The organism is Bradyrhizobium sp. WSM2254 (assembly GCF_000472645.1).
Classification (GTDB): Bacteria; Pseudomonadota; Alphaproteobacteria; order Rhizobiales; family Xanthobacteraceae; genus Bradyrhizobium; species Bradyrhizobium niftali.
In genome coordinates, this window is the sequence record NZ_AXAB01000053.1 from 1 (window position 1) to 26,213 (window position 26,213).

A 26,213-nucleotide genomic window follows, 5' to 3' on the forward strand; every position below is an offset into this window, starting at 1 on the left:
CCCTTCACGCCCACGCAGGGGCAGTATCTGGCTTTTATCCACCTCTATACCCGGCTGCATCGCAGGCCCCCGGCCGAGACCGACATGCAGGAATATTTCCGAGTCAGCCCGCCGTCGGTTCACCAGATGGTGCTGACGCTGGAACGTGTCGGCCTCATCAGACGGCAGCCAAGGACGCCTCGCAGCATCGAGGTCCTCATTGATCCGAAACTCCTGCCGGAGCTAATCTGACCGCCGCACCCAACCTGTCAAAATCACTGTGCAGAGCCACTAGGTGATCGGCCTGATTCGGCGCAGCAGCGAGTCGGCATACTCCTCGCGCTCGCGCATGAAGCGCTCTTGATGCGCTTTGAAGCACTCGACCCGCTTCCTGATCTCATCGCGTTCGCTGGCGCCATAGTCGGGCAAGCTGAGGCCGACTCGCTCGTCGACTTCTTTTGGGTGCGGCCGGGGCCGCTCAATCTCCACCTTCAACGATTTGGCGAACGCCATTGTTTCAGCGACGAGCGCATCGAGTTCGCTCTTCCAGTCATGCATTGACGTACCCCCCACGACTCGACCACGCTAGACGAGCCAGTTCATCACAAGCCAGGCATGCGACCATGGCGCAGACGCCAATCGCCAGATAGGGCAGCGTATCCCTCATCCGCTTCCTTGAAAAAGGCCGCCAACAATAAATATTGCCGGCGGCCCTCCGGGTTCAAAATGCCCATCGTGAAACAATGCAGTCCAGCCCCGGTCGCAACGATCCTAGACCTAGAACGCGTCGTTTCCTAGTTTTGCCATTCAGGAAGCTTAACGTAGCACGATGCGGCCCCCGCTGGGAACAGGGTGCGGTCTGGAAGGGATTACCACCACCCTCTTTCAAACAATGTGCACGGCCTGGACCTCTCTCGGACGGCTTGCATCAAGGCGTGTAATGGTCTTGTCCGACGCGGTCAGCCGTATTACCGCGACCGCAAGAGGTGTTGGCCAAGATTAGCAGTTGGTGACGTCCGGCCATACATCGTAAACTGGATTTCTGAGTTAGTGAGCGGTCGAAATGATAGATTGTGTGATTGTTCGGGCCTCTGGCAGGCAATTAGACCATTTGCGCGAAGAGGCATCGCGCATTGCACGAAAAAACAAAGTCGGCTGGTCGATTGAGCGGGGCTCCGAAGGGGCGCATTTTTCTTCGAGGACACAGAGGCGAAGAAGGCATTCGTCTCGATCTGCGAAGAGACTTCGCTGTTTCGTATAGAGATGCTAAACGGCCGAGGTCATGTGCAATACGTAGCGATGAGCCAAAGTGACACTGTGCCTTTTCAGGCGCAGATTCACATGACTGGGAGAGGATTCGATCCGAACAGAGAGCCAGCAGAAAGGCCAGCGTGAGCGGCGGTGGGCTCGCAAGCCTGCTCCCTTGGCGAATGCGTCCGAGAAGGAGCGATCGACACTATCCGCGGCAACAAGCTTCCGCTTGATGAGACCCCAGCGGAAGTAGAGGTCGATCGTGCCCTGCTCGTCTTTCGTCACACTGTCGTCGATCGGCACAATGCGCACCTTTGCGCGCGCGAGCCAATTCAGCGGCACCACGGCCGGCGATATGGGATTGCCGGAATGCCGGCCACCCTGTAAACGATCCCGGCACGCCGTCCGGCCGCCTTTCAGCGATTGCCCGCGGCGGGGGCCTGTAGCTCAATGGTTAGAGCCGGCCGCTCATAACGGTCTGGTTCCTGGTTCGAGTCCAGGCGGGCCCACCATTCTGAACGCTCAGGCGGAATCTGCCTCTTGCCGCCTCCTGAGCCGAAGGGTGGCGCGTCGATTTTCGCAATGATATCGAAGGGTTCGCGGTAGGTCACCGAGAGATGGCCTTTCTTCCAAGTGCAGTTCGATAGTGCGAATTTCAGAAGCCGCTTCTTGTCTGCGACGCTACGCTTCTCGAAAATCTCCTGTGCCCGATCGGCAAGGTCGAGAAGCCGAATACCATCTTCAAGGTAGGATTGGTCGGCCGCTTGGTGGAAGGACAGCTCTCGCAGCAGGGTCGCCTGTTCGTCACGCCATTGCGCTGACGTGCGGTCAAAAAAATCGCTGTCTATGCGTCCGTCCAGCTTATCCATGTACATCGCATGGAGGCGCTTCTGGATGCGATCGTATTCACCCTGGAGCCGGATGACTGCCGCATCGTGCTCCTTTCGCTGGTCAGCGTGGCTATCCCGTAGAGCCTCTTTCAGCCAAATGAGTTCATCTTCGCCAAATTTAAGCCTTGCGAGAGCCTCACGGAACTTCTCTTCCAAGACCTCCTCACGAACGTACCGCTCGCCACAGTCCCCCTTGAAGCCGGTGCAGTGATAGTAAACGTATCGGCCCTTCTTAAGTTCGCCGACGAAAGCGCAACCACAATGCCCGCACTTGATGGCGCCCGAGAATGCGAACTCATGCTTCACGCGGCGCAAATTAGACAGATTGCGACCGTCGAGCATTTGCTGGACGCGTACCCATAGCTCTCGGGTGATCAGAGGCGCATGCTTACCGGTGTAGACCCGCTCCTTCCAGACGAAGTCGCCGCTGTAAATGCGATTACGAAGGATGTGATGAATTCGGCTCTTTCCGACCGTTGAACCTGTAAGGCGGTTCACCAGCCCGGCGTTGCGCGCCTTTTCTGTCAGTTCGTCAATTGAGACGCCGCCCCCTGCATACCAGCCAAAGAGTTGCGACACGATCGGCCCTAGCGTCGGGTCAACCTCGATCGTCTTGCGCCCATCAGACCCGACCACGTTTCGGTATCCGATAGGAGCTGATGACGGCCAGATACCTTGCTCAGCTTTCTCTTGCATGCCCTTGCGGGCTTCCTCGGACAGATTGTCGACGTAGTTCTTTGCCATTAGCACCTTGATGCCGTGTACGAACTTTTCTGATGACCGCGAGTCATCGGAAAGAACGATACCCTCCTTCACGAGGTGAATCTCGATGTCGAGGTCGTCGAGCGTCACCCAATCCCGTAGATTGCGATACAGGCGGTCGGTCTTTTCGACGAGCACGGCCCGAACATCGGGGTGCTTCTTGAGATAGTCCACCATCTCCAAGAAATTCGTGCGACCGGCCATCTTCGCCGTTTCGACGTCGATGAACTCCTTTACGATCGTTAGCTGGGCTGTGGTGGCATAGGCCTTCAGCAGCTTCTGCTGGGCCGGAATGGAGAAGCCTTCTTTGTCCTGTTCCTTGGTAGATACGCGCGCGTAAGCAACGACCTTGGCGACCGCCGGAGTTGCTCTCTGCTGTGATTTACCGCGCATGATTTTTCTCACACATTATGTTTCTAGATTCTGCCTGTGAGCAGAGTCGCATGCAATGAGAAAGTAATTTTCTGCACGAAAAGTGATGTCAGCCGCTAGCTCCGCTTTCGGTGCTGCTCACTGGAGCCGCATTCGCGACATCAGCTTGCTTCTGTGCGCGGCGATCTTCTTCATCCCACTCGTGCAACAACTTGAAGAAGCCGGTCATGTTTTCGATGATCTGCCGAGCATCTTCACGCGTCAGTTCACGACCATATTTCGGCCCCCAGAACGCGATGGTCTCATCAAGGAATTCTGGGGTCGATTTCGCGGCAAAATAAGAAGTGCTGCCATGGCGCAGAGCCTCGGACCCGCCCTTGCGGATCCGAGGCCTCTTACCTCTCGTGCGCTTGGCGCCCACGGCTTACTCGACCCTCAAACTTCTTTGGCGAGGGTCTTGGTGCGGCGCTTCGTGTTGGGCCGCCGCACACGAACAGGGGCGACCTCCTGTGACTGATCGTCCGTGGCTTCATCGATGCGCCCGCGAACGACTGCGGCAAGCAGGTCCTCGGGCGAAGTCAGCATCAACTTGCTCTGTGTATTTCCTTCTTGGTCCGTCCAGGCCAACCGGCTCAGGTATGACTTCGTCGGCGTGAAGTTCTCGGCAGGCACGAAGGTCTCGACACGAAAGCCGACGGCAGGGTTCGTCGCCGCGCGATCGTTGGCAAGAAACCGGAAGCCGTGATCGGCCGCGAGTTGTTCTGGCGTTTCTTCGGAAAGGACACTGTTGCGGTCGAGCAAGACCACTCGCGCCTTGAACTCGCGTTCCGACCGCAAGGGATTTGCCGGCGGAACGAAAGGTTCGAACAGCGCAATCTGTTCGATGGGGATTAAGTGTTTAGAGATACGGATGACGTTCTGCATGATGTGCTCCTTTTTGTTGACCTGACGAGCACACCGCATTGCGGTCTCTGGCCGCAACGAGCCGCTTTGTCGAAAAAGTTTTTTTCAAGCAAATTGAGCGGTGCTCGTCTCAACGCACATCGCAGAGCATCGTGAATTCGTGTAAGACAGAAACGCGATATCGAAGTTTTCGCTTACACGGGCGGACGGCGATGACAGGATTGAAACGCAAGGCCTCTGAGGGGATAGACAGCGTAACGGGTTGGACTGCAGATAGTGATCAGAGTGCGGCCGCATTTGTGCTTTTCAACGAGCTTGTCGCTAGTCGCGACCGGCTGGCGAGTTTGCCACCGCTTACGCCGCAAGACCTCGAAAGGGTCGAGCAAGCCATGCACGAGGTCATTTGGTACTTCCTGACCCCACCGCAGGGCCGGCGTACCGAGTTGCCTTTGCCTGAGCCGGCCAAAACGTTCCTGCTTAAATGCGCCCGCAACCGGGCTCTCGACCTCTACGTGGCGACAGTAGCTCTGGTGGCGCAAAAGCTCGCCGCCTCTGATCGCGAGCCGTCTAGTTTACGAGGGGAACTAGCCGCATTGCGGGATGGGTTGGACGCCTTGACCTTCGACCACCGGGCGACCAAGACCAGCCTGCTGGCGGTGCTACGGGACCTGCGGAAAGACCTGGATGAGCGGATCGCTCATGTCGCCTCTACCCCGCCAAAGGGCTATCGGTTTGCGGTGCCGCCGGAGAAATACAAATCTCGGAAGAAGAGGTCAGAGAAGCCCGACCAGTTCTTCGGGCGTGTCTATGCTGCGCATGTTCCAAGGGGCCTGACGCAGGCCGATATCCGAAGAGCCGACCCCGCGTTTTACAACGTGCTGCATGTTTGGTGCTCGCGCCACGAGAAGAAACTATCGGGTCTCGTTCCCGCGACGCGGACTCGTCGCGGCTGATAGGTGGGATTGATTTTCCTCACTTTTTTGGGCAACCCATAAGTGCGCCTTCGCGAGACCAACCCTTTTCCCCGACCCTCTCCACCAACCCCCGATTGCCGTCGCCCGTCCTTTCCGACCTGCCGATTTCCTACCCCGCCACGCTGCGGCAAGCGCCCGATCGAACGCCTTGCTGCTCACGTTTCGGCCTTACCCGGACGCTCCGCAGGTGCATCGCCGTGCCCCGGCAGGAACGCCCCGCGAGACAAACGGAGTGCAAAAAAAGCCGCTGGAGCGGGTGCCCCAGCGGCTAGCGGTAAGCGACGGGTTACGTCGGCGCGGGCGCGTCGCCGTGGTCGGCGGGGCTGCCGCCGCTGCCGGCGCGGCGGCCTTTCTGGTCAATCAGGACCATGCCGGGGGTCATGGCGACGAACAGGGGCGTGACGTGGGTGCGGCGTGCCTCCTCCTCGACATGGGAGACATGGACGATGGCGGCAGTCCTCTCGCCGTTCACGGTACACGGCAGGAGCATGAACGGCTCCCGCGTCAGCACGGAGGTCGTCAGCGCCTCGAAGGCTTCCTCCATCCACGGGTCGATCTGGCTGACCTCCGCCGGAGCCGCCGCGCTGGCTTTCCCTCGGGCAAGGATGACGGGCGCGCGATTACCGGCCGGGGCCGGATTCGTGACGAGAGCCGCCGTTTCGCGGGCCTCGGCCTTGATGTCGCGGAAGGCGATCATTGCGCACCCCATTCCGCCGCCTCAACTGCGGCCGCGAGACTCTCGATTGCTCTGTGCGTACTCTTACTGAACAGATACGAGACTAGCTCGTGATTGAGCATCATCAGCACATCCTTCGCGCCGATGTAGAGGTCTTCGGCGGCGAGACGCGTCGCCAACTCCTCGGAACGCCAGGTTAGGGTTTTCCCGTTGGGGTCCTCAACGGTGATTTCATTGACCGGTAGCTGCCCGCTGAACCGTTCGAAGTGAAGCTTATCCGGATCGAGAGCCTGGGCGGCTGCCATGGCTTCGTTCGGACTGCGCGCTGCAACCTTGGTTTCGGCGAATTCGGTGTCGGTGCTGAGTTGAACGTTATAGATAGGCATGATGTCTCCTTGTTCTTGTTGCTTTAGCGTTCCTTGCGGAACGTGGAGTTCTTCGGCCGGGCGGCATCAGCCACAGCCGTCATCGCCGACACGGGGGGCGGCGCTGCCCGCTGCGCCGCCCCGTGGTGCGGGCTGGCGATTGACGGCAAGGCGCCGTCTGGCTTGCTCCACGATTCCGCAAGGTGCGCAGGCAACGAGACGAGCGAGCGATAAATGATCGAAGCGGTAAAGTAGGCCACGGCAGATGGCACGAGCCGAGCCGTCAGTAGAAATGCCTGCCGTCCTTCCAGACCCGCAACATGAGGGTGTTGACGTTCGTGCCGGCGGCACTGAACGAGCCTGCGGGTAGATCGTCAAACCGCGCGCGCATCTTCTGCATCAGCGCCCGGAAAGCGACCGCCTTGCGCGTTTCGCGGAACTCGGTGCCGGCCGACATAATCGCGATGAGAAATCCGTCTGGCTTCAGGAATTCGAGAGCGTGCACGACGTGATCGATGTCGCGCTCGCGATCGAAGGGCGGGTTCATGACAACGCGATCGTAAAGGCGCTGAGGATCGGGCTTCAGCGCCAGGAAATCGCACTGATAGACGTGGCGATAGATGCGCTCGCCGCGCAATGCTTCGGCGAGCGCGGGCTGGATCTCTACGCAATCGACGAGCGCCCGGTACGTATAGCTTTCGGACCTATGGTGTTCATTCCCGGCGCGGATCATGGCGCAAGGGCGCGCGAGGTTACCCGTTCCGGCGCTGGGTTCGAGGATGGTAAGCGGCGGGTCCTCCTTGGCCCGGTAGAGCGCCGTTGCGTCTATGACGCGGTCCGCCACGCCATCCGGCGTCGGATAGAAACCGTAGTTTTTCGCAAGGCTGGTTTTGGGCGTGAACAAACCGCCGTCGTCTTCGGGCGTTTGGCCGTCCGGGATCACCTCGCCGTAATAATCGGCGAGAAGCTTATTGACCTTCTCGACGAGGTCATCGCGCTTGAACCAGACGTGGGCGTTTCCGTTCTTGTAGACGCATACCTTGAAGAAATCGTTTTCGACGATGTCTTGACGGGGGCCATGTCCCCAGCCTCGGCGATGTCTGAGCATTCCGACGATACCGCCGTAGCTCGGCGGCACCGCAAGGCCTTCGATGACGAAAAACGTGCGCTCGATGTCCAACAGCGTCGCTTCCATATCGCGGTGATAATTCCACCAGCCATGCTCGTCGAACATGCGATCGAGGATGACGCGGCTTCCGATCTTGAAGCCGTCATGACTGCGAAACCGGCGATCGAGCTTCGAAAAGCAATTGGCGATGCCGCGCTTGAATATCGTGTCGGCATCGGCGATGAATTGCCGCAAAGTAGCGTAGATATTGTCGACCGTCGCTTCGGGCGGATCGGTCAAGAGCTGCTGATAGAGCTGGTCTTTGGCTTGCCGATCCATGAAGCGTTCGAGATCGGTCAATCTGATGACGGCGCTCCATAAGTCGGTATCGACGATCTTGCGCGCCTGCCCGAGATAGTTATCCCGGTTGGGTAGCTCGGGCACGGCAAGAAACTGTGCCTTCTCGTCGCGCTGGTGATGATTGTAACGGTCCTCATCTGCGCAAAGCTCCTTTCCCGCGCGGCAAGCCTTTTCGATGGCTTGCGACGCACACGATAACGCTTGATGTGCTTCGCCGAAGAGTGACAGGGCGAGGTTCCGCTTTCCGACAAGCGCTTCGACAGTAGCGCGGGGCATTAACCCGGTCCCCGCGGCGTGAGTCTCCTCGATATCGGTTGTCGCGGGTGCGAAGGCTGCTTTCATGGCGTCCCCCCTCACGCCACGATGCACTGATGAAGGCGGGCTTCCTTGGCGTAGGCCGAAAGCGACTTGTTCGCCTCGAAGTGGATGTCGCGCTCGATGCGCAGGCCTCCGGGGCCTACAAGCTCCTCGATTTCGCTCAAGCTGACGTTGCCGAGCTCGGGAAAACCCAAACCGAGGTCGCAAAGTCCAAAGGCAATGTCTTCATCTTCCGGGTCGAGTTCAGAGATGAGCCACGTCGCGCCTCCCCATGGGCAGAACAGTTTGACGACGGGATTGAAGTCCTGTTCGGCGAGTCCGTTTTCACGGAGGATGGCGTTCGCTCTTCCGTTTGCGAGCAACTCGGTGCGTTGTTCATCGAGTAACAATTTCATTTGGGGGTTCCTTTCTTGGTCGTTGGTTTTCGGCGCTGGGCGCAAGCCCGCGCTTGAAAACCAATGGACAGCCCTCTTTCGGGGTAGCGGGATGCAAGCATCCGCGCGGAGGGTCCGCACGAGGGGCCCCATTCAAAAATCAAAATCAAAAAGCATGGGGAGGCGTGTGGATGCCGCGCGGACTTGTCTTGTGCTTGCAGCCCGCTGGAGGGGTGTCCCCTCCTAAAGAGAAATGCGCGCGATAGCGCGGGGCACCGCGATCGTTACCCGAAGGGCCGAGACCCTGCGTAGCCTCGTGCGAAGCAGGGGCTCGGGGCGCGAAGCGCCTAGAGCCGGTTTCCGGCGAAGCCGGATGCCCCCTTCTAATAAGTTTGGACGTAATCCTTCTCGCCGGAATTCCGGCTGAGTGATATGTTCTTCACATGGATAGGAAGAAGGTGGATGCTGAGCTTGTCGTGCTGCGAGGTTTTATTGACTTCGTAAACCGTCAGGTTGGCGTCTATTGCGACTGCCTTGCTGGCTTTCAGGGAAACAAGGTGCGCGTCGAACGGCAGATGCCGCGCCTCCAGCGGCCGACCAGCCGCAAGATCGAAGACGGTCAACCCGTCATTACCTATGTGAGCGTCGAAGATCCTAGTCGTCCGGACGTACTGCACCATCGCATCATCCGGGCTGACGAATTCATCAACGTCAATTCCGAGGCGGCCTTCAACGAACAGCAGGTATGCTGGGCGATTGTGGTATTCATCTTTGCGTATTGGGATGAGGAGATTCGGCCTCAAATTGCGAGCATCCGGGGTATCGCGCCCAATGAGGTCAAGCTTGATGAGATGGGCGACCTGCGTACCCTACGCAAGGTGATCATCCATAACGGCGGGACGATTGCTGCCAACGAGCACGCCAAGTTAAAAGTCATGGCCGACATCTGTCACCCGGATACGCCACTATCCTTTACCCATGACCAGATGCACACGCTGTTTGTGCACGTGAAGCGGTCTATCGCCCGGCTTATTCTCGAACATACCGGCCATCTCCCCGGAGCCCCCGACGCGGACTCCATTGTGGGTGTGGCAATCTCCAACCATCGGTGACGCGGTCTGCTGCGAAATCCTAGGCGCATGCCGAAGGACCATAATCCGTGGTATTTTCCGGGTGGTCATTGAGAGCGATTCGGTATTTGCCGTTTTCCAAACGAGGACACGATGGTTGAAAAAGGTCCCGATGAGCGGGGCAAAAAGCCAACGCTCAAGGATGCCATTTACGGTCATATGCCATTGATCGATACGCGCCTTGCAGCGGACGAATCCCTTCTCGCTGTTCGTCCGTTTGAAGCGGCCGCGATGTTTGTGAAGGATTGCGTCTTCGAGGTCAGTAACGATCCCGACAAAGACGATTTTGCGGCCAAGCCATGGTTTGCGATCATCTATCACCACGTTGAGGCGTGGTATCGCGAGACATACGGCGACGCGATGAAACGCGGCGCCGGCAATGTGGCTTGCGGCGTGGTTCTCGTCCGCGATCTGCCGGTCGAGTTGGCGGTTCCTTTGACCCGAAGCAAGGTTGAAACGCCAGGCGAAACTGCGTGGCTATTCTTTCCGGTGACCGTCGAGCAGGATGAGGACCCTCTTGACTGGCTAATGGCAGCGCCAAGCCTTGCAACACTCAACAAGGCAGCCAAAGAAGGGGTTGGCAAGGATGCGGTCGCCATAGCGACAGCCCTTCGATCCATCCGGATCGACTTCATGGGTATAGAACCGCACGACGATGCGGTTTTCGGCCTATTGGAGGGCGTGCTTGCGGAATTTGAATCGGCGGCACGGCAGATGCTCCGGGCAGAACCAACCGGCCGCGCAAGCGCGTTGTGGACGCTACAGATGGCCGTGGAGCGAACCTTGAAGGCCTTCGCCCAGCACAAGGCCGGAACGTTTCGGCAGATTCATAATCTCTATGAGCTGTTCGACGACGTGGCCGGTTACGGGACCGGCGCGGATCGAAATCTCTTGAAAAAACTGCCGCGTGATCGTGATGTCATGAGCGACCGATACGGGCTGCGCGGAACACCCACGATTTGGGAAACCTACGAGGCTTACAAGGCCGCTTTGTTGCTGGTCAGTAGCTTATCCCGTCATTTCAAGCGCAAGATCAATGTTGGCGGTGGCGGCGTCTTGCTGCGCAAGCCTCCGTGGACCACGTTGCCGTCAGAGCAAACCAAAGCAGAATTTGGGAAGGCCACCGCAGGTGAGCCAAGTGGCTAAATTTAGTCCGCGTGGCGATTTCCACCCGCCGGTGACGGGGTCTGCCGTTGACGGGCAGCCCTACAACCCTAAATCTCTTATGGGCACCGCTCCGGCCTTTGGTCCATAATCGCGGCACCCCACTGGCCTACCAGCACTGCGGAGCCCCGATTGGCCCCAATAGAGATTTTCATTGGCGCTCCGATTGAGCACGCTTCCGAGCGGGCTACTCTCCAGCGCGCCTGTGAATTTTTGTCGGCGCAAGGCATTCCGGCGGTCATCCTTGCGAATGCGAATTTTGGTGACCGGCAGGTCGATCTCGTCATCGCGCTCGACCGGGCCGTGCTTGTTACCGAGTCAAAGGGATTTACTTCCGCCGTGCGCGGGGGCCACAACGGCGATTGGGAAGTTCGCCTCGCCTCGGGGGTCTGGAAAAAGACCGGCAACCCGTATCGCCAAGCCGACAGCGAGAAACTGGCGTTGCGCGATGCGATGCGAAGCTTCGCGGGGACCGATGTCCCTTATCCGAGTGCGGCCCTGATCTTCGTTCCCGCCATCCCAGCGGACTCGGTGATCCCGCAAAGCGATTTCAAGGTTTCGATTGGCGGGCTCAATGAACTTCCGCAGCTTATCACATGCATGAAGCGTGACGGATGGCCGCTCGATCGGTGGCGTGCCTTCGCAGCCCATCATCGGTTGCTCGCAGTACCGTCAATCGACGCGGCCTTGAGCCCGGAACTGCTCGAAGCCGAACAATTACTCGGTGCCTACAGCGAAGCTTTCATTCGAACCTACGGCGGGCCGGCGTCCGGGATGATGGCCATGTCCTGCGTCTGCGAAAGCAAGACACTTTCGTCGGAGGACGTGCTGGAACGGTCCACACGTGATGACAATCTATTGCTGACGGGGCCTTCAGGCTGTGGCAAGAGCCTGCTCTCCCAGAAGATCGGAATCATCGGCTTGGCACGCGGAAACGTGCCCATCATCGTCCCAGCGAAGGATTTTGAAGGAAACTTGCGCGACGTGGTGAACCGCGAAGCAGCCTTGCTCGATGCAAGGTCTGCCGCCGCGGTACTTTCCGCTGCACGGCGGCTCAACCGCCGCCTTGAGCTAGTCGTGGATGGCTACAACGAATGCACGCCAGCGGAACGACAGCGCTTAACGCGAAGCATTGCGGCGGCCGTGAAGCGGTATGATGCGCGGGCCGTCATCTCCAGCAGAATTCCAGTCGAGCGCGGCGATCTCTTGCCCGCGCGCAGTTATGCGGTACAGCTTCCAGACATCAAAACCAAACTCGCCATCGCGCAACAAGCCGCTGGCGATGTTTCGGTCGAACCGTTCACTGAATTGCTCGGTACAATCAGCAGCGGCCTCGAAGCCAAGATGATTGGACAGTTGGGACAACAGCTACCGCTTGGCACCAGCAGATATGGTCTATTCGACGCCTATGTGCGTGAGCGGCTTGGTTCATTCGCTTCCGACGGCATCCGCGCCTTGTCCCGTATCGCTGGCATGATGACTACGCGCATAAGTTTCGGGCTTTCCGTTCGGGAGCTCGATCGCCTGTCAGACCGCGAAGGCGTCTCAGGCGCTTTATTGCAGATATTTCAAGACGCTAACATTCTGGATAGGCGCGGCGACCGGGTGAGTTTCAGCCATGAAATGTTCCTCAATGTATTCGCAGCCGAGGCGATACTCCGGCGCGCGGGTGATGATCCCGAAGCGGTGGTGACGGCGCTACGGTTGCCGCAACACCTTGAGATGAAGCCCTTCGTACTGGGAGCGATCGACGACAACAGCTTCCGGCGTCAGGTGTTACCCCATGTATCCGATACGCGGGTAATCCAGGCGTGCCTTGCGGGGCAATGTGGACCTGACGCGCAACTTTGGGCGAACGATAGTTGCGACGACGTACTGGCGCGGGTCGGCCAAGAAATCGAGACCGTGCGGTTTGATGTTTCGGAGGAATTCCTCTGGCACGTCCAGGCAAAGCCGGAGACGGTTCAGCCGTGGTCCGCGCAGGACCGTGCCATCCTTGCGGCGCTTCCGCACGAGCTAGTAGCGGGCCGCCGTCTCGATGAATTGCTCGATCTCATAGGGAAAATGGACATCCGGCTAGCTGAAGAGCACCGCCGATTGTTTGATCAAGCTAAGGAAAAGAAGCTCAATCTGCGAACGGGCCTGTATGCGGTCTGCTACGCGGGCGTGGGGATGCGCGAAACCGGCCTTTCTCGCATTTGCAATCCCATTTCCAGTGGTAACCTCTACAGCGGACCAAAGGTCGCGACGTTCGCGAAACTTCACGGGCGGCTGCAATCCGAAACCCTGAGCCCTGGTCAGGTTGGCCTGCTGATCGAACTCGACAAGTATTCTGATCGCGGCGCGCCCTCCATCGGAACGATACTCCCTGGGCTCCTCACGCGCCTCTGGCCGATAGCTGCTCATCATCTGCGGCTCGCGCTTATGCATGCAGCGATGATGAGTGCCCACGCATTAAATGACGGGGAGCGCCGTGCGTTGATTGCCGCTATCGAGGCAAAGTGCATGGTCAATGGCGGTTTTGATGCGTGGGGTATCATTGATGCGCTCAAATCGCTCGGCGCGCTGGATGACGATCAAGAGGGGCATGTCGCGACCGTTAAAGCTGAGATGGACGCAGTACTGGCCGATCGGGACAATCCCGTCATGTGGAGGCGTGCGGCTGGCCTATGGAATGCGCAATTCGATCATCCCTACGACGGCGCGTATTGCGAATGCTGGAACAGTCTTTCAAGCGACGACCGCAAGGCCTTGCAGATCATGGCCGCGAAAAGCATCGATAACGAGCCGATGTTCACTTCTTCCCTGATTGCGGACGTCGCATCCCATTCGGACCCGGCGGTCGGGCCAATCATCGAGCGATGGACAGCGTTACCGCCCAAGAGGGATGCGTTTTTTCAGGACAGTATTCACAAGTTTGAAATGGCCCACGCGGCGCTCGCGCGCCTGCGCTGCCCCTTGCCTGACCGTTCGGCAGAAGCGGCATCTGCGGCGGACCATGCGCTGTTGGCCTGCGGCGGCATTCTCTACTGGCTGAACCGCGACGATCTTCCATTGCCGGAGCGCAAACTGAATTGTGCAGCCCCGCTCGCCATCCTGGCATACCCCGAAACCGGTATCGCGGCAGCCGTCGTCGGCGAATTCTTCAGATCAGATCACATTTTTGCTGAAAGCGCGCGGCGGCTTCCGGGTTCGGAGCCGGTGGTGACGTCTTTTGGGCAGTTCTTCCCCGATGAGGTTGCAGCGGTTTACCGGGCGGCACTTGAACAGCCGACCGCTCAATCCGGTTATTACGAGTTCTTCCGCATTGAAGACGTGATCGAAAAGGCTTTGGTGAATTTGGGCCGGTTCGGCAGCGTGAGTGACATTCCGCTGCTTCGTGCTTGGTCAAACTATCCTGATCTGGGACGCTTCGCGATACAAGCGATCAGGGAGATTGAAGAAGCACCCAGTCAAATGAAGATGCGCGCGAAGCGTTAACGCTAGGGCGAGGTGATCGATGTTCGGCCGGATTTGGATGAACCATGAAATTCGCGCTTGTTGAAGGTGAATGCCGCGAAGCTCAGCCGGGTCTTTCGGGACAATGCCGGGGTTGTGGCGATGCAACGGTTGCCAAATGCGGGCGCCATCGCATCTGGCATTGGGCGCACCGGGGAAGTCGCACGTGTGATCCGTGGTGGGAAAGCGAAACACAATGGCATCGGGATTGGAAAGACCACTTTCCCAAAGATTGGCAGGAGATAATCCATTCCTCGGATGCCGGTGAGAAGCACATCGCCGATGTGAAAACCGAGGCTGGTGTGGTGCTGGAATTTCAGCACTCATTCCTGGGCGACGGTGAACGGCAGTCGCGTGAGCTCTATTATCCCAAGATGGTCTGGGTTGTTGATGCGCGAAGGCGCGTGCGGGACCGGGCGCAGTTTTTCGCGTCGCTTGGCCTCGTCCTTCATAAACAGCCGCTAATTGTTGCAGCTCATAGTAACGATGCCGCACTTTTTCGAGACTGGAAAGCGAGCCGCGTGCCGGTGTACTTCGATTTCGGGGTGAGCGAATCCTCCGATCCTGTGCGGTTCGAGGCACCGACCCTATGGCGGCTTAACTCCGGCGGCGCAAACGGCAGAGCTTATCTATCGCCGGTCGCCAAATCTTGTTTCCTGGAAGTCCACCGCAGCGGGATGCCTTTCGATGAGCCATTTACGGAGCTCGTCGGGCTCGTTGCCGCCAATTATCTAAAGCGCCAGGTTCCCCAGTACCGTCTGCCAACAGCCTTTGATCAATACATGGCTAGGAAGCAACGCGCGAGGCGTCGCTTATAGGCAAGCGACCACTAATGGGGCTCAAGCACGAGGCGTGATCGCAAAACACGCCTCGATTGGTGGACAATGCCGGATACGCAACCATCCATCGCCGCAATTAGATCAGTTCAACCGAGCCCAATTCAGCAGTTACATCGCGGACGCCATCTGCTTTCCACACATCGTCATGCAAAATGAACTTGTGGCTGTTCGTGTGAGGGACAAAGGTCGCGCGGGCGGCCACCACGCTATAGGGAATGAGTGCCGCCTTTAGTACGTCGTAGGATTCCGTGAACAGGACAGCGGCCAGGAAGTCAAAGTGCTTTCCCTCGAATTCGCGGATGCTGCCCAATTGGCGCGATTTGTTATGGCGGGTCGTACGTCTCCCTTTGATTTGGTAGCGCGCGCCATCTGGGGCCGTCGCGTCGATGTTTGTGTTTGAGTTACCCGCTTGCGTCCAGCCAAACGCTTTGCAAAACAAGTATTCGGCAAGGTCGCCTGTGGGATTGTTTGAACTGCGCGTGATGCCGCGCGCTCGCAATTCCTCAGCTACTCTAGAATGGAGCGCCAGTAATTCTCTCGGGGGCAGCTTTGAGACGTCGATCATGTCGAGCGTGAGCTTTCGGAATGATGGCTACCGCGACTCATGTCAGAAGTTCCTCTAGAACCGACCCAAAGTACGCTGGAAATTGATGGAGGATTTCGCGTGCCTGCGCGGCCGCATTGCGAGCGGCGATCCGCGCCGATTGGCGGTCGACGACGTCTGGAAACGCTTCTGCTAATGACTGCGCGACCACACGGTCTGCAAACCCCGCCTCAAAGAACCCAAGCGCTGCAAGAGACGGCAAACCGCATTTCAATTGCCTCTGAAGAAATGTGAGTGCACCGGGCAGATCTCCCTCATCTCCATCCGCAAGGTCGGCAATGGTGGCAAGGATCATGGCTCCTTCATATCCCAAGCCGCTTTCGCAGATCGCGACGGCATCCTCGACCGTTGGATGGCGGTTGTTGCCGCCGATGCGAATATTTCTCTCCACCATTAGTTGGTGAACGGTTGCGAAGGTATCCCCATTGACCCACTTCCCAACAATGAGCGGCATGACCGTCGGATCGGACAGGGATGTTATCGTGCTGCTGCGATTGAATTGAAGTACGACGGCCGTTATGGAAGCAAGCAGTGTCCCGGCCCCGAGCGCTTCGGTGAGAGCTGCACGGTTGGCCTCCAACCACGCTTTCAAGGTATTGACCGTGGTCGGCGCAAGCGGGGAGCGCCGCAGGGTCGCGCGTAACTCTTCGGTTGCCGCACCTTCGAGAATTCGCTCGGCGATGGTTCGAAACACAGTTTCGATCTGCGTTTTCTTATCGTCGTCAGCGAGGTAGTGAGCCAGGGTGTTCTTCGCAAGAACGACCGCGCGTTCCGCCAAGCCGTCGCCCGCAAAGTCCAGATGAGCAAGAAGGAACGAGGCAATGCCGTGTACGATCTGTACACGCTCCTGCAGGAACCTGCGAAACTGCCGGGCATCGATGCCCGGAGTGCCGTTAACAATGCTCGTCACGCTGGCGTCAACAGTAGTTTCGTCGTCGAAAACCAGATTGTGCAGCAACTCCACATTTACCGTGATTATCTGGCCGCGACGCCCGTATGAGAATGGCGTAAAGATCGCCGATATGCTGCTGCTGGACGGCTCTGCATTGGATGGGTCTAAAAGATTTTTTGCGGTGCTCCAGCGCCATCTTTCCTTTACGTCATACTTCTTATCGAACACCTTCGTGTCGGCAAAGATGATGCTGCCTTCGGTATGCATGCCGGCACGGCCGGCGCGCCCGATAAGATTGTGAAAGTCACGGACGAGCATTCGTTCGCCGCCCTGGTAGACGCCCGTTACAATAAGATAGCGGATGGGAAGATTCACGCCTTGCGCCAAGGTGGATGTGCAAACCACGAAGTTTATGAGGTCGGTCTTCATTGCGTATTCAACCGCAAGGCGCAATCCGTTCGGAACGCTGGCGTGATGGGGAAAGATGCCTAGTTCCGCAGCCTTCGTCGTTGAGGCAGCCTCGCCGATATGCCGGGCAAATAGCGACGACAGCCTTTCGACTTCTCCCGGATCAGCTTCGTCTACCGGCTTATTGAAAGCCGTGGTCCGGTCAAATATTTCAACTGCTTTCTTGCAGATGTTGACAGCCGTGTCCTTGCGGCCGCAAAAAATCGCAACGCTACCCTTGGAAAACAACTTCAGCCCGAGATAGAGGCCAGTCGAGTTGCCATCCCCAGCCGTTGGGAAGTATTGGTTCTTGGATTTCGGCGTGAGTTTTCTAAGCGCAACGCGGTCAATCACGCGCGGTACGAAGAACTCGGTATCGTCCGGATCGAGCGGGCTCACATACTCAAGACGGCCCAGTTGTGTTTGCCAGCTCGCGAATGCAACGCGGCGGGCCGTTGGCATGAGTCCTGCGCCATCGACGATGGCGTTTTCATCATTGATCAGCCATCCTGCGATACTCCGGGCGTTGGCGATCACGGCAGAAATCAGGACAATCTGGGTATTCTCGGCCAGTGACAATTTAAGCGAGGTCAACAACAGCTCGTAGGTGACGCCTCGTGCACCGCTATCAAACTGGTGTCCTTCGTCGTAGATGACGAGGCCGATGTGCTGCGCCAACTCAGGCGTTCTTCGCAGCAGATAGAGGAGCTTTTCCGGCGTGACGATTAGGATCGTCTTCTGCTCCCAAAGGGCTTCGACCGTGAGATCCTGCTGAAAGCTATCGGTCGCCTCGTTCAATACGACATTCTCGCCCGAAAAGGCACGCGCCATATCCCCGCGAATATCGTGGCAAAGCGACCGGAAGGGACAAACGATAACGGCCAGTGAGGCACGGTCACTAAGAAACCCGCTTCGAAGGATCAGCTCGGTGGCCCGGGTCTTACCGGCGCTTGTGGGCATTTGTATAATGGCTGACGAACCGTGAAGTACCCCGGCCTCACAAATACGTCGTTGTGACGGCCATAATTCGCGGGGAAAAGCAACGCGCTGCAAGGCGGGCAGCCAGACGTCGAGGGCGAGCCCCGAAGCAGACGGCAGGATTTCACGGGCAGAGTTCTTTATTTTCCTGCGGACGATCGCGTTTGCAACGTCCGCGTAAAGCAGTTCCCGGCCGTCCCCCGAGCGATAAGCTTCTTCGCGAACGCTATCCACGAGGCTAAGGGCGTCATCTTCGCCGGCCGCACCGCTTAGGTATGAGGAAAGCGCGGCCAGTATCCGATCAGAAAACGCGCCATAGACCGCATCGCCGATGGGTTCGTAGCTTGATAGCAGAAGTCGATGGCACAACAGAGCCAATCCCGCGCCAAGCGTGGCCGGAGGCGGCTCGGCTCCTCTCGCGACGACCATCGCGCTTCCTGGATTATCCGCCAGATAATAGGCAGCCGCGCCGAGGATTGAAAAATCGGCGTAAACGTCGTCATTGAGGCGGCTTTCGTTGAACGCTTCAAAATAAGTCGCGGCGAACACCAGCGATTGATCGGTAGTCTGCTCGCGGCCGGCGACCGCCTCGCCAGCAGCGACAGCCGCCGCACCATCTCCCAAAAGGCCGACAGCCAATGAGAACAACACCTCTGGCCGCTGCGGAAGATCAATATGCGCATCCAGTGGCACGTCGTACTCATACATCTTGGCTTTTGAGCGCGTGACGGCGAGCAGGCGCTGTGCATTGGATTCAGGCCTCATTTGCGGCCCTCCCATACAGCGCGTTCACCAACGTCATCAACGTCGCACCGCGAATGACAATAAGCTTGAGATTGGCACCGTTGAAATGACCGTTTGTAGTGGTTTGCGCGAGTAACGCCTCGTCATACAGCGGCGAATTCAACACGGCTGCTGCGCCGCTTATCCGCTTAAACGGTCGATCGGCCATGTCTTGAAAGCGCTGCACCTTTAGCGCCGGTGCAGATTCCCCGCGGTCGAGGAAACGCTGCTTGATCGCACTCAACGTCATCGCTTCCCGCAACGCGTCCTTCCCGGAATCAGTTACGGCATCCTGCAAGCGATTGATCGGCTTGTTTCCGGACATGGTCGCTTTGGACTCAAAGACAAACAGCTCATCGTTCGGGTCGATGCCATCGCTCTTTACGAACTGAAAACCGATAACATCGCAGCCCTTGGTCGATTCATTACGGTTCAATTTGTGATCGTAACGCAATTGCCGAGGACACCAATATCCGAGCTTATATTCTATGTAGTCGGCAACGAGGATTTCAGCAAAGTCCCCGGAACGTATGCTTGGACCAGGCGGAGCCTTTTCATCGGGGAATTTCACTTCGAGAAGGAATTCTCCAGCGGTCTTCCCTGTGCCCGCGATAAGCTTCTTCAGCATATCGTCGTCGCAATAATGCTCGCGAAAATGCTTCGCCCATGCCGAGAGCACCGCGGGATCATCGCCGTATTTGAGTTCCCAGACTTCAATTTCAATACCATCAGCGGATGTCAGTCGCTCGCCGGTATCAACGAGCCAATCAAGATAGGCAGGCGTAGGCATGGCAGGGGAAAATCCTTGAAAAACAGAGATAGTCAGCGCAAATCGTTTTCGAGATTCAAGAAAGAATATGTTCGAGGCGTTGTTTCCGGCGGCGCCAATCCGGCATTAGGGATTCTAGCAATTCATAAAACGCTGGCCCATGATGGGGATGGATCAAATGAACCAGTTCGTGGGTGATGACATAGTCGATGCATCGCGTGGGTGCGCGTATGAGATCGGGATTGAGGGTTATCCGGCCGCTGCGGCTCCGGCTTCCCCAGCGCCGCGGCATGGAGCGGATGATCGGCGCCGGCGGCTGACATCCCATTTTTGCGAAGCGGGCCGCGATGATCTCGAAGCGCTCGGCGATCCGCAGCTTCCCTTTCTCACGATACCAGCCTGAGACAAGCCGCTTGACTGCGCGCGGCTCGCGGGGTTCCGGCGAGGCGACGTGAAGGAACGCTCCCTTCAGCTTGATCTCCTCCAGGGCACTCTTGCGGAGCTTGAGACGGTATTGCCGGCCAAGATAAAGGTGAGTTTCCCCGCCGACATAGCGGCGCTCAGGCGCACGCGGACGAAACTGCTCAAAATGCAGGAGCTGGCGGATCAGCCAACGGGCGCGCTTACGCAAGCGCTGTTCCACCTCCTGCTGCGATGTTGCCCTCGGTGCGATGACCCGTATCGCGCCGTCGGGAAACACGGTGATCGCCATCGTCGCGCGATCCGAGTACTGCGCGGTATAGTCGAAGGTATGGGCTGAATAGGCGATCGTTCCCTGCATGGCGTCAATCCGGCAAGCGGGTGCGCGCGATGCCCAAGACCCGGTCTATGATCTCATCCATGAGATCGGGCGTGAGGCCATGGCCTTTTTCATCGCGCACGACGTCGAAGAGATAATCGTCTAGGTCGTTGCGCATTTCATTCTGAATGTCATCGCGCTGCTTCCAGTTGACCACGCGCCTGCGCGCAATGAGATCGAGCATGGCCTCGGCGGCTTCGGCGGCATCCGCGCGCACGTCGCGCCCCTGTGCAGTCGCCGATGCAAGTTGCTTTTCGATCGCATGATAGAAGGCGACGGCGGTGGCGTTGTCGCGCAGATGCTCCGGCACGTCGTCGTGGCGCGGGCGAACCACCTGTTCGCGCGCATCGCGGACAATGTTGAGGAATTCGAGTTGGGAAATCCGCTGCGCCCGGTGGTCGTCGATGGCCTTTTGAATGAGCGCCGAAATTCTCTCGAAATAAACCGGGTCTTCCTCCATGCGCTCGGTGATAGTGCGCTGGGTGAGGCTCGCGATCATATCGGCCTTGGAAGCCGGCGTAGACTGTTCACCGACGGCCTCTTCGAACGCTCTCTCATCAAAAATATCGACGGGGGCGGTGAGAGTGATGACTTCGCTTGCGTGAATATGCTGGTCGAGAAGCTTGCGCACGCGCTCTTCGTAAAGCTTGAAGTCGATATCTTCCTGATACCGTTTACGCACCGCCGTCCGAAGCTTTTGGAAACGGCGCAAATCCTCTTTGTACGACGCGATCGATGCTTCGTTCCGAGGATCATTGATCCAGTCGGCCGTCGAAAGCGCAATGGCAAGCGTGCGTGCGAACAATGCAAGCCGCTCATAGAAATCCTCGCGGCGCTCTTCATCGCCCAGGTGCCGCTCGAAGCCTTCCTCATCTATTTTGTTGGGCAATTCCTTGAAGAGGTCCCAGAGCTGATGCTGTCGCTGGGGCAGCTTCTCGACCTCATCCAAGGTACGGCTGATAACACCCTGGACATCCTCGGCCTCGAACTCCGCGAAGGCGGAATAGGTCTTGAGGGCGGGGTCAAGCTCGCCGAGCACGCCAGCGTAGTCGATGATGTAGCCGTATTCCTTCTCGTCCTCGACACGGTTCACGCGTGCGATCGCCTGCAACAGACCATGCGCCTTGAGCGGCTTGTCGAGATAAAGGACCGTGTTCTTTGGTGCATCGAAGCCGGTCAGAAGTTTATCAACGACGATGAGGATGTCCGGGTCCTCCCGGTCTTTGAACGATGCGACGATCGAGCGGTTGTAGTTCTTCTCGTCGCCGTAGCGCTCCATCATTTTTTTCCAGAAACGCACGACTTCTTCCCGCGACTCATCGCCAACCTCCTCATAACCTTCGCGGTCGTCGGGGGCGGAGATGATGACTTCCGACGTGACCATGCCGATCTCATCGAGCGCCTTCTTGTAGAGAAGGGCGGCCCGCTTGGAACGGGTGGCGAGCTGGGCCTTGAAACCGGTTCCTTTCCAGTTCTTGGCAAAATGCTCCGAGAGGTCATAAGCGATGCAATAAATCGTCGGTTCGGTTTGGCCGATCTCACTGTAGCGCGCGAACTTGCGTTTAAGGTCGGCGCGCTGGTCGGGCGTGAGCGGGCGGCTGACGCGCTCAAACCAGGTGTCGATACCCTCCCGGTTCACGTCTTGCTCGACGTGGCGGCCTTCGTAAAGCAGCGGAACAACTGCGCCATCGCGGACGGCCTGATCGATGGCATAGATGTCGATGATGCCGCCGAACTTGGCGGCGGTGCTCTTCTCCTTCTTCATAAGCGGCGTGCCAGTGAAGCCCAGATAGCAGGCGTTCGGGAACATGCGCTTCATGCGCGTGTGCATTTCACCGTACTGGCCGCGATGACTTTCATCGATAAGCAGGAACACGTCGCTTGACGGATCGCGGTAATCGCGGACATTCAACGCCGTGTCGAACTTGTTGATGACCGTCGCGATGACCGAGGCGCGGTCTTGCGCCACGAGTTTCAGGAGATGCCGGCCCGACGTGGCATTCTCCGGCTCGGCTCCGCAGGCGGCAAAGGTGGCCTTAAGCTGCTCGTCGAGGTCGATGCGGTCGGTGACAAGCACAATGCGGGGATTGATGATTTCGGGGTCAAGGGCCAGTGCCCGCGCCAGCATGACCATGGTGAGGGACTTACCGGACCCTTGGGTATGCCAGATAACGCCGCCCTCGCGGCGGCCCTCTGCGTCGCGCTGCTTGACCTTGGCGAGGATATTCCTGACCGCGAAGAACTGCTGATACCGGGCAACCTTCTTGATCCCGAGATCAAACAGGGTGAAGCGCCGGGCGAGATCAAGAAGGCGGTCAGGGCGGCACAAGGCATAGAGCGTGCGGTCTTGCTCGGTCACTTCGCGACCGTCTCCGATCATCCGCTCGAAAGGTGCCTGCTCTTGTTCAAAACCGTCCCCGAAAGTGCTTTTTGCCTGAGCGGTGGTGAGCGGCGTGGTCAGGATCGGACCGATATCGCTATCGGTGAATTCCCGCTCACGCCACAAAGCCCAGAACTTGCGCGAGGTACCGACGGTGCCATACCGCACCTTGTTCTTGTTGGTGGCGATGAGAAGCTGAACGGTGCGGAAGAGATGCGGGATTTCGTCGGCGCCTTGGTTGCGAAGGCTCTGGGAGATTGCTTCCTCGAAATCCTCGTTCGGTCCCTTGCATTCGATGACGCAGAACGGAATGCCGTTGACGAAAAGAACGATATCGGGCCGGCGCGTTTTGGCGGAGCCGGAACGCTCGACGTCGAACTCTTTGCAGACATGGAAGGTATTGTTCGCGGGGTTGACCCAGTCGATGTATTTTAGGGACCGGCCACGCGTATCGCCCTCGACGGCTTGATCCAGCGACGTGCCGAGCTGCAACAGGTCGGTCGTGCGCTCATTGAGCCGCATGATGCCAAGTGGCTCGCGGCTCCGCAGCCGCTCGATCGCGGTTTGAATGTTGGATTCCGAGAACGGATATTGCTTGCCGCGCACCTCGATGGCGTTGAGGCGCATGAGCTGCGTGCGAAGGATGTCTTCAAGCAAGACGTTCGAAAGCTTACCGCGCCGCTCGCGATCCACCTCCGCCTTGGACAGCATCACCCAGGCAGGCGCCATCGTCTGCAAGAGATGAAGCGCCGGAATCTGCGACAGATGCTTTTCGCCGTCTCTGAATTGATGCCGCTTGCTCATTGTGCGGCCTCCTCGGTGACGCGGGCGGCCATTGCATCAACCTCCCCATCACGAACTGGCACACGCCATTCTCCAGTAAGCAGCTTCTGCATAAGGCCACGCTTTTGTCGGCGCAGCGCTTCCATTTGCGCTTGGAGAAGCTCAACTTCCTGCTGGAGACAATCCAGCCCCGTAGCCATTGCTTTTTGCGTGTCGATGGAGGGGGGTAACAGAAGTGGCGTTTGGAGCAGCCACTCAACATTGAGAACCATTTTCTCAATATCGACGCCATAGCTGCAAATGAACGCTTCATGCTGAAGGCGCTCGGTGCGGCTGAGCCAATCGAAATAGGGCATCCAAAGTTTATTGGGCTTGCTTCTCAGGCAAGCGTACTCCTTCGAAACGTGACCTCCATCGAATTCCGGCGGCACCATTGCCCATGCGCCATGAACAACTTGACGTTTCGAGATCAAGAAATCACCGGCCCGCACCGTGTACATATCTTTGGTGAGAATCTCGTGCCCCTTCCGATCTCCACGAAAAACTAAACCGCCGCAACCGCGCTTAACCGTGATAAGCCGATAGGTCGCCTCCTCATCCCACTTCACACGCTGTTGTATGAGGGTTGCAACCTCCCCGATCGTGGTTCTTTCCCAGCCGTCTTTTTTTACGGCTTCTCTGGCATCGCTAACGCATTCCGCGAGCTTTCCACGAATGAACCGGTTCTTAACTTCGATTAGTCGACTTGCGCGATCAGTCGCGTCATCCCATGCATGAAGAATTTCTGCGATCCGGGCTTGTTCGGGGAGCGGAGGCATCGGCACCTTGAACAGTTCAAGGTCCGATAAATTCAACCCGGGCTGCGCTCCGCCTTTGACGTATCGGTATACTTCTCGTTGCCCGATATCTGACTTGAAGTATTGAATGATGTAATTCGGGTCAGCCGTCTTTTCATTGATAGCGACCCTTGCGGTCGTCTGAGTGATGTTTGCGCCGTCAAGATAATCAGGCACACAAGCGACGTTACCAGTCTTTGCGCCGACAATGGTAACAACAAGGTCTCCGGCGCGAAGCCGCGACCGCTTGTACGGCGCGTCGATTTCCGGCCGAACTCGTTTGATGGCTGAAAGAGGAGCCCAGCTAGTTGAGTAGTCGCCACCACGCACAAGCGGGACTCCATCGGATACGAAATCACCGGGCTGCACGATGCCATAGGTGATCTTTCGTTCCGACTGCACCAATTTGTACAGCGGGATCAAAGGCCATTGATTATGCATCAACACCGAGCTCCTTCAGATAGCCTTTCATTGTTTCCTTGGTTTTTGTGAGCTCGGCCTCCAGAATGTGAATCTCGGCTTGCACGGTAGCTATGTCGATTTGTTCTTCTGCCTCAAACGTATCAACGTAACGCGGGATGTTCAGATTGAAGTCATTTTCCTTAATTTCGCTGACGGGTACATCGCGAGAGTATTTCTCGGCGTCTTTCCGGCTCTTAAACGTATCCACGATCCTTGCGATGTGCTCTTCGAGAAGAAGATTCTGAGTTTTGGCGGGCTGAAACTCCCGGCTCGCATCGATGAACAGCACGTCTTTCCGTTTTGCAAGCGGGCCCCCAGCTTCCCGTCGACGGTCAAAGACAAGTACCGCTACCTGGATTGCGGTTGACTGAAAGAGGTTCGGGGGCAGACTGACGACTGCATCGAGCAAGTTCTCCTCGATAACTTTTTGACGAATCTTGCCTTCTGCGCCGCTGCGAAACAGAACACCGTGCGGGACAACGACAGCTACGCGACCGGCCTTTTGTTGGGCGGTTTCGATCATGTGCGTGATGAAGGCCCAATCACCCGTGCTCTTGGGTGGCACGCCGCGGTGGAAGCGCTTGTACTTGTCAGTGGGCGCATTTTCTGCGCCCCACTTGTCGAGGGAGAACGGCGGATTGGCGATCACGACGTCGAACGCTAAAAGTTTGTCGTCCTCGATCAGCTTCGGGTTATTGAGAGTGTCGCCCCATTCCAGCTTTGCGCCGTCGATGTCATGCAGGAACATATTCATCTTGGCGAGCGCGTGGGTACCGCCATTCACTTCCTGGCCGTAAAGCATGACGTTCTTTGAGCCGACTTCCTGCGCGGCTTCGATCAAAAGGGAGCCGGAGCCACACGCCGGGTCGGCGATCTTCTCGCCTTCCTGTGGTACGACGAGCTTGGCTAGAACGCGCGAGACTTGGCGGGGCGTATAGAATTCTCCGGCCTTCTTTCCCGCATCAGAAGCAAAGCGCTCGATCAGGTAGATATAGGCATCGCCGATGATATCGCCCTTGGCGAGCTGCTTGGGACGAAGATCCAAATCCTTGAAATCGCCAAGCAGATTCTTCAGGCGGCGATTGCGGTCCTTCGTTTCACCGAGCTTATTGGCGGAGTTGAAGCTGATATTGCGGAAGACACCGTCGAGCTTGGTCTTGTTCGCTTCTTCAATGGCATCTAGCGCGATATCGATCAGCTCGCCGAGATTATCGGCGTCTTTGCTTTCCCAGACGTCTTGGAAGCTTGCGCCTTTAGGCAGCACAAACCGTTCGCGCTCCATGCGGCGGAGCAAGCGTGCCTCGTCGCCGCCATAGCGGGCCTTCGTATCTTCGTAGTGCTCACGCCATGTGTCTGAGATAGCTTTCCAGAACAGCGTGACCAGCACGTAATCCTTGTATTCGGAGGCGTCGATCAGGCCGCGGAAGGTATCGCACGCCGCCCAGGCTTTGCGGAATACGTCGTCCTTCGTGGTCTTCGGCGCGTTGTTGTTTTCGTTGGTCACGGAGAACTCCTGT

General features: G+C 57.8%; 21 protein-coding genes, 1 tRNA gene and 1 pseudogene. 7 read left to right on the top strand and 16 right to left on the bottom strand.

Annotation, left to right across the window (positions count from 1 at the left end; translation table 11 throughout):
* Positions 1–231, top strand: a 231-nt coding sequence (locus A3M7_RS0131960) for a LexA family transcriptional regulator (protein ID WP_027547590.1), incomplete at its 5' end; no start/stop codon positions are given.
* 39 nt (positions 232–270) lie between these two features.
* On the opposite strand, the gene A3M7_RS0131965 is transcribed toward A3M7_RS0131960, so the two are convergent.
* Both A3M7_RS0131965 and A3M7_RS51340 read right to left on the bottom strand, forming a co-directional pair.
* Positions 271–537, bottom strand: a complete 267-nt coding sequence (locus tag A3M7_RS0131965) for a hypothetical protein (RefSeq protein WP_027547591.1) — start codon at positions 535–537, stop codon at positions 271–273.
* A 708-nt stretch (positions 538–1,245) separates the two neighbouring features.
* On the bottom strand, positions 1,246–1,533 hold the full coding sequence (locus tag A3M7_RS51340; protein ID WP_371090222.1) for a hypothetical protein: 288 nt from the start codon (positions 1,531–1,533) through the stop codon (positions 1,246–1,248).
* A gap of 133 nt (positions 1,534–1,666) precedes the next feature.
* On the opposite strand from A3M7_RS51340, the gene A3M7_RS0131975 reads away from it, so the two are divergent.
* Positions 1,667–1,742 (top strand) — tRNA-Ile (locus tag A3M7_RS0131975).
* Positions 1,743–2,261: 519 nt separating this feature from the next.
* Here A3M7_RS0131975 and A3M7_RS51345 read toward each other — a convergent pair.
* The 3 genes and pseudogenes from A3M7_RS51345 to A3M7_RS0131990 all read right to left on the bottom strand — a co-directional run.
* Positions 2,262–3,275, bottom strand: a pseudogene (locus A3M7_RS51345) (recombinase family protein); the annotation flags it as partial.
* A gap of 88 nt (positions 3,276–3,363) precedes the next feature.
* Positions 3,364–3,675: a hypothetical protein gene (locus tag A3M7_RS45165; RefSeq protein WP_049823788.1), complete on the bottom strand. Its 312-nt coding sequence runs from the start codon at positions 3,673–3,675 to the stop codon at positions 3,364–3,366.
* A gap of 14 nt (positions 3,676–3,689) precedes the next feature.
* On the bottom strand, positions 3,690–4,178 hold the full coding sequence (locus A3M7_RS0131990; RefSeq protein ID WP_156937027.1) for a hypothetical protein: 489 nt from the start codon (positions 4,176–4,178) through the stop codon (positions 3,690–3,692).
* Between the two features lie 191 nt (positions 4,179–4,369).
* Here A3M7_RS0131990 and A3M7_RS0131995 point away from each other — a divergent pair, with 191 nt between their 5' ends.
* Positions 4,370–5,110: a hypothetical protein gene (locus A3M7_RS0131995; RefSeq protein ID WP_049823789.1), complete on the top strand. Its 741-nt coding sequence runs from the start codon at positions 4,370–4,372 to the stop codon at positions 5,108–5,110.
* Between the two features lie 307 nt (positions 5,111–5,417).
* Here A3M7_RS0131995 and A3M7_RS0132000 read toward each other — a convergent pair whose 3' ends face one another.
* The 4 genes from A3M7_RS0132000 to A3M7_RS47425 all read right to left on the bottom strand — a co-directional run bounded on the left by A3M7_RS0132000 (position 5,418) and on the right by A3M7_RS47425 (position 8,353).
* Positions 5,418–5,828: a hypothetical protein gene (locus A3M7_RS0132000; RefSeq protein ID WP_027547595.1), complete on the bottom strand. Its 411-nt coding sequence runs from the start codon at positions 5,826–5,828 to the stop codon at positions 5,418–5,420.
* Positions 5,825–6,193, bottom strand: coding sequence for a hypothetical protein (locus A3M7_RS0132005; RefSeq protein ID WP_027547596.1), 369 nt, complete (start codon positions 6,191–6,193; stop codon positions 5,825–5,827). The genes A3M7_RS0132000 and A3M7_RS0132005 overlap by 4 nt, the downstream gene beginning before the upstream one ends.
* A gap of 262 nt (positions 6,194–6,455) precedes the next feature.
* On the bottom strand, positions 6,456–7,982 hold the full coding sequence (locus A3M7_RS0132015; RefSeq protein ID WP_084302707.1) for a DUF4942 domain-containing protein: 1,527 nt from the start codon (positions 7,980–7,982) through the stop codon (positions 6,456–6,458).
* 11 nt (positions 7,983–7,993) lie between these two features.
* On the bottom strand, positions 7,994–8,353 hold the full coding sequence (locus tag A3M7_RS47425) for a DUF2958 domain-containing protein (protein ID WP_084302708.1): 360 nt from the start codon (positions 8,351–8,353) through the stop codon (positions 7,994–7,996).
* A gap of 422 nt (positions 8,354–8,775) precedes the next feature.
* On the opposite strand from A3M7_RS47425, the gene A3M7_RS0132025 reads away from it, so the two are divergent.
* From A3M7_RS0132025 to A3M7_RS45170, 4 genes are all read left to right on the top strand, one after another.
* Complete coding sequence (locus A3M7_RS0132025) at positions 8,776–9,444, top strand: hypothetical protein (protein WP_027547600.1); 669 nt, start codon at positions 8,776–8,778, stop codon at positions 9,442–9,444.
* A 111-nt stretch (positions 9,445–9,555) separates the two neighbouring features.
* Positions 9,556–10,608 (top strand): hypothetical protein, encoded by a 1,053-nt coding sequence (locus tag A3M7_RS0132030; protein ID WP_027547601.1) that lies wholly within the window; start codon positions 9,556–9,558, stop codon positions 10,606–10,608.
* 150 nt (positions 10,609–10,758) lie between these two features.
* Complete coding sequence (locus A3M7_RS0132035) at positions 10,759–14,106, top strand: nuclease-related domain-containing protein (protein ID WP_027547602.1); 3,348 nt, start codon at positions 10,759–10,761, stop codon at positions 14,104–14,106.
* A 44-nt stretch (positions 14,107–14,150) separates the two neighbouring features.
* Entirely contained in the window at positions 14,151–14,942 is a 792-nt protein-coding gene (locus A3M7_RS45170; protein ID WP_063629471.1) for a competence protein CoiA, read from the top strand.
* A 97-nt stretch (positions 14,943–15,039) separates the two neighbouring features.
* Here the strand turns inward: A3M7_RS45170 and A3M7_RS0132045 are convergent, their stop codons facing one another.
* From A3M7_RS0132045 to A3M7_RS0132075, 7 genes are read right to left on the bottom strand one after another with little or no spacing between them, the layout of a single operon-like run.
* Positions 15,040–15,528: a hypothetical protein gene (locus A3M7_RS0132045; RefSeq protein WP_049823793.1), complete on the bottom strand. Its 489-nt coding sequence runs from the start codon at positions 15,526–15,528 to the stop codon at positions 15,040–15,042.
* Positions 15,529–15,565: 37 nt separating this feature from the next.
* Positions 15,566–18,649: a DEAD/DEAH box helicase gene (locus A3M7_RS0132050; protein WP_027547604.1), complete on the bottom strand. Its 3,084-nt coding sequence runs from the start codon at positions 18,647–18,649 to the stop codon at positions 15,566–15,568.
* The gene (locus A3M7_RS0132055) at positions 18,639–19,457 is read right to left on the bottom strand and encodes a Hachiman antiphage defense system protein HamA (protein WP_027547605.1); all 819 of its coding nucleotides are present in this window, start codon (positions 19,455–19,457) and stop codon (positions 18,639–18,641) included. Before A3M7_RS0132055 ends, A3M7_RS0132050 begins: the two co-directional genes overlap by 11 nt.
* Positions 19,458–19,512: 55 nt before the next feature.
* Positions 19,513–20,217: a M48 family metallopeptidase gene (locus A3M7_RS0132060; protein ID WP_027547606.1), complete on the bottom strand. Its 705-nt coding sequence runs from the start codon at positions 20,215–20,217 to the stop codon at positions 19,513–19,515.
* A gap of 4 nt (positions 20,218–20,221) precedes the next feature.
* A complete protein-coding gene (locus A3M7_RS0132065; RefSeq protein WP_027547607.1) occupies positions 20,222–23,419 on the bottom strand; it encodes a type I restriction endonuclease subunit R in 3,198 nt (1,065 codons plus the stop codon).
* The gene (locus A3M7_RS0132070; RefSeq protein ID WP_027547608.1) at positions 23,416–24,675 is read right to left on the bottom strand and encodes a restriction endonuclease subunit S; all 1,260 of its coding nucleotides are present in this window, start codon (positions 24,673–24,675) and stop codon (positions 23,416–23,418) included. Before A3M7_RS0132070 ends, A3M7_RS0132065 begins: the two co-directional genes overlap by 4 nt.
* The gene (locus A3M7_RS0132075; RefSeq protein WP_027547609.1) at positions 24,668–26,200 is read right to left on the bottom strand and encodes a type I restriction-modification system subunit M; all 1,533 of its coding nucleotides are present in this window, start codon (positions 26,198–26,200) and stop codon (positions 24,668–24,670) included. Before A3M7_RS0132075 ends, A3M7_RS0132070 begins: the two co-directional genes overlap by 8 nt.
* Between the last annotated feature and the right edge of the window lie 13 nt (positions 26,201–26,213).